The organism is Brevibacillus invocatus (genome assembly GCF_003710915.1).
Lineage (GTDB): Bacteria > Bacillota > Bacilli > Brevibacillales > Brevibacillaceae > Brevibacillus > Brevibacillus invocatus.
This window is the reverse complement of record NZ_RHHR01000013.1, coordinates 1-12,485: the sequence shown is the minus strand read 5'-3', so window position 1 is coordinate 12,485 and position 12,485 is coordinate 1. Positions and strand designations below refer to the sequence as shown.

Annotated in this window: 10 protein-coding genes; 8 read left to right on the top strand and 2 right to left on the bottom strand. The window is 46.6% G+C overall.

Annotation, left to right across the window (positions count from 1 at the left end; all coding sequences use genetic code 11):
- Window positions 1-169 precede the first annotated feature (169 nt).
- On the top strand, window positions 170-565 hold the full coding sequence (locus EDM52_RS08535) for a hypothetical protein (protein ID WP_122908587.1): 396 nt from the start codon (window positions 170-172) through the stop codon (window positions 563-565).
- 120 nt (window positions 566-685) lie between these two features.
- Window positions 686-1,012 (top strand): bacillithiol system redox-active protein YtxJ, encoded by a 327-nt coding sequence (ytxJ, locus tag EDM52_RS08530; protein ID WP_122908586.1) that lies wholly within the window; start codon window positions 686-688, stop codon window positions 1,010-1,012.
- Between the two features lie 68 nt (window positions 1,013-1,080).
- On the opposite strand, the gene EDM52_RS08525 is transcribed toward ytxJ, so the two are convergent.
- Entirely contained in the window at window positions 1,081-3,258 is a 2,178-nt protein-coding gene (locus EDM52_RS08525; RefSeq protein WP_122908585.1) for a cell division protein FtsA, read from the bottom strand.
- Between the two features lie 226 nt (window positions 3,259-3,484).
- On the opposite strand from EDM52_RS08525, the gene EDM52_RS08520 reads away from it, so the two are divergent.
- From EDM52_RS08520 to EDM52_RS08505, 4 genes are all read left to right on the top strand, one after another.
- Entirely contained in the window at window positions 3,485-4,582 is a 1,098-nt protein-coding gene (locus EDM52_RS08520; RefSeq protein WP_122908584.1) for a bifunctional 3-deoxy-7-phosphoheptulonate synthase/chorismate mutase, read from the top strand.
- A gap of 138 nt (window positions 4,583-4,720) precedes the next feature.
- Window positions 4,721-5,029: a metal-sensitive transcriptional regulator gene (locus tag EDM52_RS08515; protein WP_122908583.1), complete on the top strand. Its 309-nt coding sequence runs from the start codon at window positions 4,721-4,723 to the stop codon at window positions 5,027-5,029.
- 117 nt (window positions 5,030-5,146) lie between these two features.
- Window positions 5,147-6,157 carry a catabolite control protein A gene (gene ccpA / locus EDM52_RS08510; RefSeq protein WP_122908582.1) on the top strand — a complete coding sequence of 337 codons (1,011 nt, stop codon included), beginning with the start codon at window positions 5,147-5,149 and terminating at the stop codon, window positions 6,155-6,157.
- A 41-nt stretch (window positions 6,158-6,198) separates the two neighbouring features.
- Window positions 6,199-7,134, top strand: coding sequence for a 5'-methylthioadenosine/adenosylhomocysteine nucleosidase (locus EDM52_RS08505; protein ID WP_122908581.1), 936 nt, complete (start codon window positions 6,199-6,201; stop codon window positions 7,132-7,134).
- A 98-nt stretch (window positions 7,135-7,232) separates the two neighbouring features.
- On the opposite strand, the gene EDM52_RS08500 is transcribed toward EDM52_RS08505, so the two are convergent.
- Window positions 7,233-8,009, bottom strand: coding sequence for an arylamine N-acetyltransferase family protein (locus tag EDM52_RS08500; protein WP_122908580.1), 777 nt, complete (start codon window positions 8,007-8,009; stop codon window positions 7,233-7,235).
- A gap of 277 nt (window positions 8,010-8,286) precedes the next feature.
- On the opposite strand from EDM52_RS08500, the gene EDM52_RS08495 reads away from it, so the two are divergent.
- On the top strand, window positions 8,287-10,959 hold the full coding sequence (locus EDM52_RS08495) for a fibronectin type III domain-containing protein (protein ID WP_122908579.1): 2,673 nt from the start codon (window positions 8,287-8,289) through the stop codon (window positions 10,957-10,959).
- A gap of 32 nt (window positions 10,960-10,991) precedes the next feature.
- Window positions 10,992-12,485, top strand: a 1,494-nt coding sequence (locus tag EDM52_RS08490) for a hypothetical protein (protein WP_148038735.1), incomplete at its 3' end; no start/stop codon positions are given.

Sequence of the window (12,485 nt, the reverse complement as noted above, 5' to 3'; positions counted from 1 at the left end):
CCCATGAATCCGTTTATGAAAAACGATGTTGTGATGACGACATCGTTTTTGCTTTGTCTGCCACTCTATCCACCATGTACCAGCTGTTGTTTAGCAGGATTGAAGGAAGGTTTCGCGAATAGTTATGAGAAGCATGCATACATACGTGGATTAGGATAGAGGTGAACACATGCAGAAGAAATGCAGCCGCTGCGGCAGTGACATGGAAGTCGTGCTGCGCAACGTCGTGTATCGGAAACGGGTTCGAATTTTAAATGTACCTGTACACGTCTGCGTGGACGATGAATGCGCCCATTCACAGGTAGTGGATGTTGTCAAAGAAGATCTGAAATCATTGATGGAGGAGCTGGGACAGGATCCAGCGCGTCAGGCCATCGAGTTTGAGGAAATGTCAGAGTTGTCCCATTTATTGGTATTGATTGCCAATGAAGGGGATTCCACAGTTAGTGAAGCGCTGGGAGAACGCGTCAACGAACTGCTGGATCTGTTCTTGCTGGCCCAATCCTTAGGAGACGAAAAATGGATGCTGGAGCTGCGCCATCGCTTAACCAAAATCATGGTATAAATGTCCATTAGCCACCCCAGAAAGGGTGGTTTTTTTCTTTTACACCCGGCGCATAGACTTTCCGGTGTCGATTTTCGTATACTAAAACCACAGTGTTTGAGCAGAAGGGAGAGCATAACCATGTCACAAAAACAGCTTCATTCCACCGAAGAACTGAATGAATTCGTCGCTGGTGCGGGAAAACGTCTGTTGTTCAAGCACAGCACGATCTGCCCGATCAGCACGTCTGCTTATGAGGAATTTCAATCCTATTTGCAGGGAAATGATGTGCCAGCTGCCGTGATTCTCGTTCGCGAGGATCGTCCAGTATCCAATGAAGTAGCAGAGCGCTTTGGAATCAAGCACGAATCACCTCAGATTTTCCTGTTCGAAAATGGCGAGGTCAAATGGCATACTTCCCATTGGAAAATTACGAAGGATGCGATTGAGGAAGCGCTAAAGGCTTAAGAACAATAGAAAGGGATGTCCCACAAGGTTCGTATACATCTTGTGTGGAGCATCCCTTTTTTCTACTTTTAATCCCAAAACAGCTCCAGCTTGTCTCCGCTTTTCAATTCGGTCTGAAAAGTGGCGGGCTCGCCGTTTACCAGCATAACAAAGCCGGAGATGGATTCCCGATCCGGTTTTTCAAACGACACGTCTACGTAGCGGAAAACATCGCTGAACACGGGGGTGGAGGCAGGCGTGGATTTGACAGATATGATAGCTCCGTCCGTGACGATATCATCTGCCTGTGCCTCAAAGCCGTCTTTCATGATCGAGACTTGCGCGATCGGCAGGGTGACTGGCTCGCCGTTGAAGTGGACCGAAATCGATTCCTGTACCCACTCCTCCAAAGGAATGACATCCCGGATCATCGGAATCGGAACCTCCTCCAGCTGATAGACCAGCTCGTCGTCTTGGCGTACATAGTCTTGGCGAGAGCATGGTTTGCCATTTAACGTGAGCACTTCCTGACGGGACGGCACGCTGTAGCTATGGCCATTTACACTGAATTGCAGGGGAGGTAGCTGCTCCTGGCTGTCCAGTTCAATCCCAGCTTCCAGTAGGGCTTCTTCTACGGTACGAGCGAGTCGAAACTCCAGATTGCTGCGGTCTGTCACCCAGGCATCCAGAGGCTGGGGCTCACCGTTCATGATCGCGACAGGACCAAGCGAAAGAGGGCGATCGTTGCAGAGGATGTCGAGTGTCTCCACGCGATCCAGCAAGTCTTTGATTTGGACTTGTGCATCCTCGCCGTCAGTACCAGCCACGACTTTGATCACATCGCCGTCCCCAATTGCAGCATCCAGCCCCACAGCTTCCCCGTTTCGTTCGATGATGGGTGGTGTGCCATGTCCCCCTGGAATGATTTTCATCCGTCCGTTAACGGTTACACTCTTGGCCAGTCCGGGTCTACCGTACAATCGACGGATATCAAGCCCTGCTGCAATCAGACAATCACCCAGCGTCATTTTGCGCAGATCAAAAATGCGTATAGCCTGTTCATTGACCGTAATCGTCACATAACGAAGCGGGTGGCGGCGGGCTGCGACTGCGATCCCAACCGGCGTCACGAACTCCGGCCCGCTCAGGATCGAGTTCTCGTCACCAATAAATTGCTTGATTGCATCGGCACCGCGTACCGCCACTCGTGCCGCAGGAATTTTCAACACTTGCGCCACTTTTTCAGTCAGGCCAGGCGTCAGGCTTCCACCGCCAATCAGCATGACAGCTTGCGGAGCCTTTCCATTTAGCTCAATGATTTTAAAGGCAATTTTTTCGGCGAGCTGTTCAATATCGGATTGAATAGCGGCGATTACCTCAGCCGTCGTCAGGTTGTGTTCCAGCCCCAGAATATCGGTGAAGGATACCGAGTCATGCTGGGAAAGAACACGCTTTGCTTCTTCTGCCATCGGAAAATCGAGCAAGAAGGCATTCATCAATGCATCTGTAATCTCGTCGCCCGCGACTGGCACCATCCCGTAGGCGGTAATCGCTCCTTCTTCTGTCAAAGCCACGTCAGAGGTACCCGCACCAATATCTACCAGTGCGATATTCAAGCGGCGCATGGTGACCGGAATCAGGACGTTAATAGCCGCGATCGGCTCCAGGGTCAGGGCTTGCATGTCCAGATCGCAACGCTTCAAGGCTGCGATCAGGGAATCCACGACGACCCGGGGCAGGAAGGTAGCGATCACATCCGCGCTGGCCACATCCCCGCGCTGGTCAATCAGACTGCCGATCAGTTCACCGTCGAGCTGGTAGTTGACCACGCTGTAGCCGACGCAGTAATAACGGGTCACGTCCTGCTCATTCAGCTCCAAAGCCAGCTGCGTTTGCGCTTCCTGGACGGCTGCGAATTCCATCGTCAGGACGTCCTCTCGGGTGATAAAGGCATGCCGGGCGAGCGGCATATCCATCCGGACCCGTTTTGTACGCAGGGATCGTCCCGCCGCAGCTACTGCTACTTTGGTCAGAGGGCCGTTTCTTTGTTCCAGCTCTTCCTTTATTTGGTGAATAACTTTGGCGACTGCGATAACATCGTGAATCTGTCCATCGAGCATAGAGCGCTCATCATGCTCGCGTATCGCACAATCGATGACGCGAAATTGCTCACCGCTCGCCTCAACGATGAGTCCCACGACACTGCGAGTTCCGATATCTAAAGCAAAAATCAGATCATCTTTTGCTGTTTGTTCAACCTCTAGCAAGGGTAGGTCACTCCTCGTATACAAGCATAAAACCTTAGTAAAACGTTATTGTATAATTCGACTACATGGGAAAAGAATCCTGTCGAATTTTGAGATGTTTTCGATTACCAATTTACTTTCGCGCTTTTTAGCGCTAAACTGCTGACAAGGGACTTTGAATCGATTATAATAACCCTAATTTATCGACGAGACCTAACTACTTAGAAAAAGAGGAGAGTGGAGAAACATGGCACACGATCAAATCGAAACCATGCGTAAACAGATCGACCAGATCAACCTTCAGATTCTCGAGCTGATTAATCAGCGTGCAGCCCTTGTTCAGGAAGTGGGCAAGGCAAAGGAAAAGCTGGGCAGCAACCGCTTTGACCCGGAGCGCGAGCGTCAAATGCTCAACCAGCTGGTCGAACACAACAAAGGTCCTTTCAATGACAGCACAGTACGTCATTTGTTCAAACAAATCTTCCAAGTGTCGCTTGACCTACAAAATGACGACAAGAAAAAAGTGCTCCTCGTCAGCCGCAAGAAGAAGGCAGAAGATACGATCATCAACGTAAAAGGCGTAGAATTTGGCGGCAGCAGCCCGATTCTGATCGCTGGACCTTGCTCGGTTGAGAGCTATGAGCAAGTAAAAGCTGTTGCCGAAAATCACGTAAAACGCGGCTTGCGCACCCTGCGTGGCGGAGCATACAAACCGCGCACATCTCCATACGATTTCCAAGGCTTGGGTGAAGAAGGTCTGAAAATTCTCAAGCGCATCGGGGATGAATACAATCTCGTCACCATCAGTGAAATTGTGACGCCTGCAGACCTGGAGCTGGCTGCTCAATATATCGACGTGATTCAAATCGGTGCGCGCAACATGCAAAACTTCGAGCTGCTGAAAGCTGCAGGTCGCCTCAACCACCCGGTTCTGCTGAAACGCGGTCTCTCCGCTACGATTGAAGAGTTCATCTACGCGGCTGAGTACATCCTGGCAGAAGGCAACTCGCAAGTCATGCTTTGCGAGCGCGGTATACGCACCTACGAAAAAGCGACCCGCAACACCCTCGATATCTCGGCTGTACCACTTCTGAAACAAGAGACGCACTTGCCTGTATTCGTTGACGTGACTCACTCCACAGGGCGTCGTGACCTGCTGTTGCCTACTGCGAAGGCAGGAATTGCCGTTGGTTCCGATGGAATCATGGTAGAGGTTCACCCGGATCCAGACGTAGCGCTGTCGGATGCCAAACAACAGCTGAACATCCCGGATTTCAACAACTTTGTGGATGAACTGCTCGCTTCTGGCCTGTACAAAGGCGAGGTAGTGGTAGCGAGAGGATAAGGAAGCCACGGTGTTGGCTGGTCTTGGAGGCCCTTTCCTGGAAGTGCAGGAGGGGCCTCTCCTTATTTGACGAAGCCGGGAAAACCAAGGTAAGCTAGAGGTACATAGCGTAAATGGCATGAGGGAGGATGAGTAGGTATGAGTGAGCAAGACCATTGCTGTTCATCGGGCCGGGCGACGGAGCGTACGGACAAGACCAAGTCCAATCTGGTTTCACGGCTGAACCGGGTCGAAGGACAAATTCGCGGTATTCGTGGAATGGTAGAGAAGGACGTCTATTGTGACGACATTCTCAATCAAATCGCAGCAGTACAGTCGGCATTGAACGCGGTAGGCAAGATTTTGCTCGAGGGACACATGAAAAGCTGCGTCATGGATCGCATCCAGCAAGGGGATAATGAAGTGATTGATGAGCTTTTAAAGACTATGAACAAATTAATGAAATAAAGCGACAGGTTTGCTGGGTAAAACGATTGCAACCAGGCACAGCTTGTCGTATCATAGGTGCATATATTTTTGAAAATAATTATGAAAACCATTTTATAGGGAAAGCGAGGGTGTATGATGCCGGTTACCATTTACGATGTGGCAAGAGAAGCGGGAGTATCGATGGCTACAGTTTCACGCGTAGTGAACGGGAACCCGAACGTAAAACCGATGACCCGTAAAAAGGTGTTGGGGGCTATCGAGCGCTTGGGCTATCGACCAAATGCTGTTGCACGCGGACTAGCCAGTAAAAAAACGACTACAGTCGGTGTCATCATCCCGGATATCTCCAGTTTGTTCTTTTCAGAATTAGCGCGGGGAATTGAAGATATCGCGACGATGTACAAGTACAACATCATTTTGTGCAACTCCGACCAGCGTCTGGAAAAAGAGCTGCAGCTCATCAATACGCTTCTGGAAAAGCAGGTGGACGGGCTTCTGTTCATGGGGGCGGAGATCAAGGAAGACCACCTGCAGGCGTTGACCAGCACACAGGTGCCGACGGTGCTTGCCGCGACACGTGATGCTGATAACAAATTGCCTTCTGTCACCATCGATCACTACCAGGCAGCCTATGATGCTACCGAGGCATTGATCCAGAGAGGTCACAAGCGGATCGGGATGATTACCGGACCGATGAGCGATCCACTCGGCGGGTTGATGCGTTTTGAGGGATACAAGCAGGCACTAAAGGATGCAGGAATCAGCCTGGATGAAGCTCTGGTGGCGGGGGGCAATCTGTTCTATGAATCCGGCTTGTCTCATACCAAGGAATTCCTGCAGCTGAAGGAACCGCCGACAGCGATTTTTGCAGCCAATGACGAGATGGCGATTGGTGCTATCCATGCCGTGCAAGACTCCGGACTTCACGTGCCAAACGATGTCGAAGTGATCGGACATGACAACATCCGTCTGACGGAAATGGTTCGTCCCCGTCTCACCTCTGTCGTGCAGCCGATGTATGATATCGGAGCAGTGGCGATGCGCCTGCTGACTAAATACATGAACAACGAGCATGTGGAAGAGCATGTCGTCTTGCTGCCACATCGAATCGAGTATCGGGAAAGTACCAAACCGGATCAGGCATAACCACACGACATGGAATGGGCTAGCTAGAGGAGGGTGTACGAATGCGGATCGGAATCATCGGGGCGATGGACGAGGAAATCGCCTTATATATGGAAGCAATGAGTCAAACAACCACCAACGTAAAGGCCGGGATCACGTACTACAGCGGAAGGCTGGAAGAAAATGACGTGGTACTCTGCAAGTCGGGGGTTGGCAAGGTCAATGCAGCTGTCACTACGCAGATCCTGATCGATCAATTTCAGGTGGAGCGCGTCATTTTCACAGGCGTTGCAGGTGCCGTTCATCCTGAATTGAATATTGGTGATATTGTCGTCTCCACGGATTGTATTCAGCACGATATGGATGTTACTCCGCTCGGTTTTGCGCCTGGACAGATTCCTTACACGGAGCAGTGGGTCTGGAAAGCGGACCAAACGCTCATGGAAAAGGCTGTCGAGGCAGGCAAGGAGCTGGAAGCAGGAGTCCAGGTTGTTACAGGACGCATTTTGTCCGGAGATCAATTCGTAGCGAGCCGTGAGAAGGTGGCCGCACTCTACGAACAGTTTGGCGCACACTGCACCGAAATGGAGGGAGCCGCTGTCGCACAGGTCTGCGCGATGAACAGCATTCCGTTCGTCGTCGTCCGCTCCATGTCCGACAAGGCAGACGGCTCCGCGCACGTCAATTTTGTAGAATTCACCAAGCTGGCTTCCCAGCGTTCCTTTGCCATCGTGAGCAAGATGCTGGCAGATGCCAAAGACAGTGCGGACGTGATCGTCTACTCCACGAAAAACTGCATCGATTGCAACCTGGTGAAGCAATGGCTGACCGCCAAAGGTGTAAGCTTCGAAGTGCGCGACGTCATGACCAGCCGCGCCTACCAGGAAGAGGTCGAGCGATTTGGCTTTATGGGTGTTCCCGTGACCGTACTGGGAGATAAAGCGGTGAAAGGCTTCCAACCTTCCGAGCTGGAAGCGTTGGTGGGAAACAAGGAATAGTCGTCTAGTCTTGTGAAAACAGATAAGCGCGTAGACAGGTTTGATTAGCCTGTTCTACGCGCTTTTTGGTCTGTTGAAGCAATGACATTGTCCGTGATTTACATCTCGAAATGCTGCTTCAATAGATTCTTGTACCGCTCGAAGTCAATCTCCTCTTTTGTCACGTTTCCATCCGCCCATTGTGTGAAGGACGTGTCGGTTAACGTATCATTTCCATCGGCGGTCAGTCGCGTGACCAGCCGATTTTTGTTAAAGGGGGACTCCTCGTGTTCTACAATAATCGTTTGGACCTCATCCAATTCCGACACATCGGTAATAGGCTTTGTGGAATCAAAGCAATAACCGATTCTCCAGTCCGTATCCTTATGCTTCAGCTTCAGCTCAAGCACATAGTCCCCGTGTCTGTTCGCCGCTTTTTTGATCCGAAATTCCCCATTGCTGGAGATGACCGTCTCCCCGGACAGAGGAACGGGTTTTAAGGGCAGATTCGCACCAAAGCCTGTATCGATGACATACGTTTGATCGTTGTGCGTGACCAGTATCGTGACATGCGTTCTGCCAATCGGCAGATAATCTTGAATCGCGCCGTTGTACACAACCCCACGAGCTAAAACCGCGTCAAAACCATTTTCGATCAGGAAGAGATAGAGGATCGAATTCAGTTCATAGCAAAGCCCGCCTTCATGATTCACGAGTATTTTGTTGAAGAGGTTTTCTTGTGTGATTGGCTTGGTTTTATTCGCGAGTATGCATAAATTTTCAAAAGGGATGCTGTGTGCGGTTTTTTCCAGGATGCTTTCCAGTGAATCGAAGGTGATTGGCTCGTCTTCGGGTATGTTAATTCTTTTGCGGAATAATGTGTTTAGCTGGCTCATGAAGCATGCCTCCTTTTTTCTTCGTGATTTCTCCGCAGTTTCATTTTAATGCTTTTATCATAATCTACTCCGTTCTACTATTCATCAAATAGGAAAATAGTAATATATATAACTGATTATTTTGCAAAAACCTACAATAATATAAAAAAATGTAGTATTGTGTAAAAATATGCAAGTTAAAGTAATTAATTTACAAATATAGCGATTAGAGGAGGCGGTTACATAAGAATCTGTAAAAAAGATTGACTCTAGAAAAAAGCTAGGAGAGTGAATTTCATTGAGTAAGAAAAGTAAGTGGTTACTAAGTTTCTTAATGACATTTCTACTATTGTTAAACATCCCAAGTTATCCATTTTACCAAGTGAAGGCGGAGGGGAATTCCCGAATTTTGGAAGTGAATTTATCGGATAATCCCGACGAAGAGGAGAGTATCTCTACTGAGACAGCTCCAGTGATAGAAGTAAAAAAGCTGAAGGAAAATCAATTTTCTCATGCAAAAGGATCTAATATCCTAAACATTTCGGGATCTGTGACTGGAGTGAGCGAGGGAGATCAATTGTCCATATTCGCTCAGATAAACGACGATAAGGCTATTGAAATTGACAACATAGAGGCAGATGGATCGAAACAAAGATTTAGCAACTATGAGCTTGATGTAAGCGAATTTCCAGAGGGAGAACATACACTGACAGTCTGGGTATTGGATCAAGAGGATCGGGTTTCTTCGAAAGAACAGTTTAAATTTTTTGTAAATAGCTTAAAACTAAAAAAACCTACCTTTAGAGAAGTCAGGGAAGTGATTCGGGGCAACATCATCGAAAAAATGATTGAAATCGAATACCCAGATAATGCCGTGGAAAGATGGTACAAAATCGATGATGGAGAGTGGCGAGTATATACAAGTGAAATCATTCTACTCCTTGATAGTGATAAGGAAGATGGGCAATCTACTATAACGACCAGAGCAGTGGATCAATTCGGGAATGAGACTTCATCCTCAATCATTATTTTTTCTGCACCACCAAAGCCAATTCTCACCTTATCTCCTACTTCTGTAGAAAAGGGAAAGGATGTTGTATTGAACTGGAATGACCATTCTAGATACACCTTTTTTGAAGTTTGGCTGGGTACAGGAACGAGTGGAACCAAGCAATGGGATATCTTGCAGAAATCAGTGAAGAAATCGACTCAATACAGTTTTAATACGTTTAACCTGTCACCGGGTACAACTGTGTATGCTCAAGTTGCTGGATATTACTATGATGGTGATGATGAGGGGTATAATCCATCTGCTAGGCAAACGTTTAAAGTCATCGCACCAGTAGACAATCAACCACCAACTGCTCCCGTGCTTTCCACAACTAGTATTACTGACACCAGTATTGCCGTAAAGTGGACTCCATCAACGGATAACGTTGGGTTAAAGGAGTATCAAGTATTTCGAAACAACACACTGCTTTACACTTTTCCAACCAGTACAACATCTTATACGTATAGTATGCTCACCCCTTCTACTGAATACAGCTTATTTGTAAAGGCTGTTGACTTGGCTGGTAATATATCGACCAGTAATACATTAACTGTTAAGACAACTGGACGAGATACTATTCCGCCATCTATACCTACCGTTACTACCCTGTCAAAAACGCATAACTCCGTGACCCTGTCGTATTCGGCTACTGATAATGTAGGAGTAGTTAAGTATCAAATTAATATGACAACCACGGGTGATGTCTATGAATATTGGGCTGCGCCAACGGAAACTACCCATACCATTCGCAACTTGCTTTCAGATCGATATTACTATTTTGTGGTGACAGCGTATGATGCTGAAGGAAATTCTAGAAAGAGCAGCAATCATGGGGTCAAAACAAATCCAGCACCAGTAGATACACAGCCACCGACTGCACCTGTTCTATCAGCTCCGAGCAAAACAGATAAATCTGTGTCGTTATCTTGGACCGCATCAACGGATAACGTCGGGGTAGTGGGTTACGATGTGTATGTAAACGGTGCTTACAATGCTACAACAACGAATACTGCTTTTAATGTGCAAAACTTGTTGCCTGGCACCTCGTACAGTTTTCAGGTAAGGTCAAAAGATGCTGCAGGAAATTCAACAGGCAGTAATACGGTTACTATTACAACCAATCAACCACTGCTTTCCTTAACGCTAGGTAAGTCAAAAATAACGGAAGCCCCAGAAAACAATGGTTCTTTTATAGAAAAACAAATAGTGATCTTATCCGGCTCCACATTTGCAACGGATATGTCTAGTGGAGTAACTGTAAATAACCTGCCTCCTGGACTGTCTATTTCAGTGACAAGGGATAATAGCACACAGATTACGATTTCATTTACAGGCAAGGCGACCAATCATGCAAATCAACATGACGTTACCAATGCGTCCGTCAGTATTGCTGCCGCCAAAATAAGTGGAGCAACTTCGCCTGTAACATCTGGGTCGTTTACATTTGATTTTATGGATCTAACACCTACTTTAACGGTTACTCCAGAGGTGTTACGTGAATCAGCTAGAAATGATGGTTCTATCACGGATGTATTAAACGTGACATTACAGAATGGTAAATTTGTCGCTGATCTTTCATCAGGCGTAACGATTACAAATTTGCCGTCTGGTTTATCAACGACGATTTTGAGAAATAGTGACACGCAACTAACCATCAGTTTCACAGGAAGGGCTACTAACCATACGAATCAAGATGACGTGACGAATGCTGCGGTAAAAATCCTTCAGAACAAAATAGAAGGTGCAACAGCAGACGTAACCTCGGGTCCAATAAAATTTGATTTTAACGACGCAGGCGGTGCTTATACTTACGAATACGATGATTTAAATCGTCTGGTTAAGATAAAAAAGGGGAGTTCGACACTCTACGAATTTACGTATGACGCGAATGGTAATCTAATAAGCAGAACAAAAAGATAACGGGTACGAATGATAATGGTTGGAGGAAAAATATGTTAAAGAAAAGTATGATCGTTTTCATTCTATTTTCACTTTTGTTAGGGAATTTCATTCCTAATCAAGTAGCTTTCGCAGAAGAGTATCTGGAAGATTCAGATGAAGTTCCTGCGAAATCCGAAAAGAAGAGGAATAAAAAAGCTGAATCAACGATCGAGTGGATTGCAGATGAATTGGAGGGGAAACGATCGAAGAAATTCGATCCAAGTGACATTCCGAATCTCACTGAACGCAAAATCTCTGAGATGACATGGGACCAGCTATCCCTCGAAGATGTGAAAAATATACATTATCTATATGACCGCGAAACGCTGCAAATAGCTGCCTATTTTTACAGTAACCTAGAAAGACTATTGTCTTATGAAGAAGTGAGAGAAACCTACGATTGGGATGATGAGGACGTCATCAACAAGATCAGTAAGCTTCCGCAGGATCAAATGACCTTTCTTTTCACCTATACACCGACTATCGGATCGATATATAACCAATTCAGGGAAGAAAAGAGCCTGAAAAGTACCAACTCTGCGAATCCAGCAGCAAGTTTGCCAGATGGTGTCAAATACACGCAGAAGGATCAAAAGTGGAACTATGAAAATCGAAATGTAAGCAATCCGGTAGATGATTTGTATCAATCATCCAATGTTGTGGAACAAGATCTTGTACTGCCGGGTAAACACGGGATGGACCTGGTATTAGTGAGAACATACTCCTCTATGAATAGTAAGGTTTCTTTTCCAGGGTATGGAGAAAGTAATAACGTCGTGTATGAAGATATTTTTTCAAACGATGATATTCCATTTGCTGCGGGATGGGAATTTAATATCCCGAGCTTTACGTATTCGAACTATGATCTGACAACCAAACTAGAAAGCTTTCCTAGCATGGAAAGATACTCAAAGGAAGGAGATGACTTAAATAGCGGCCAATACAAATGGTTTGTCAAATTAGACGATGGTAGTTCTCTCGAGACACAATATCACTCATTGGATAATTGGAAAAACTACGCCTATAGAGGAATTCATTTTCAATACGCTTACGACGGCTCAAGTGCAAAACTGACAAAGAACGGAATTACCTATCAATACAGGTATAGTCGCGCTTCAGATGACGGAACAACCATCACCAAAACAAACCCACAAGGGGATCGAATTACGTATTTTATCCCGAATAGGTCCACTGCCGATATTGAAATTACCGATACAGTAGGGCGGTTCATTTTATTAAAGAAAAATGGTCCCTATAGCAGCATCTCTGATGTAGAAGTATATGCTGACAGTACCAAAAGTGAGTTGTTAAAACGCATCCACTACAGTGCAACAGCTATGGCAAGTGGTGTCTATGATTATGTGCAATTAGAACAAGTAACTGAATATTCTCCAACAAACGAATCTAAGATCGTATCTCAATATCAATACCACGATCCATCTGTAAAAGGCAGAGCAGAATTTAATTTTGAACGTTCATACGAGCTCAATAGCCCCTTAGGAAAC

Coding starts and splice junctions, on each gene's coding strand:
- EDM52_RS08535 (WP_122908587.1), top strand. CDS start 170: ATGCAGAAGAAATGCAGCCGCTGCGGCAGTGACATGGAAGTCGTGCTG.
- ytxJ (WP_122908586.1), top strand. CDS start 686: ATGTCACAAAAACAGCTTCATTCCACCGAAGAACTGAATGAATTCGTC.
- EDM52_RS08520 (WP_122908584.1), top strand. CDS start 3,485: ATGGCACACGATCAAATCGAAACCATGCGTAAACAGATCGACCAGATC.
- EDM52_RS08515 (WP_122908583.1), top strand. CDS start 4,721: ATGAGTGAGCAAGACCATTGCTGTTCATCGGGCCGGGCGACGGAGCGT.
- ccpA (WP_122908582.1), top strand. CDS start 5,147: ATGCCGGTTACCATTTACGATGTGGCAAGAGAAGCGGGAGTATCGATG.
- EDM52_RS08505 (WP_122908581.1), top strand. CDS start 6,199: ATGCGGATCGGAATCATCGGGGCGATGGACGAGGAAATCGCCTTATAT.
- EDM52_RS08500 (WP_122908580.1), bottom strand. CDS start 8,009: ATGAGCCAGCTAAACACATTATTCCGCAAAAGAATTAACATACCCGAA.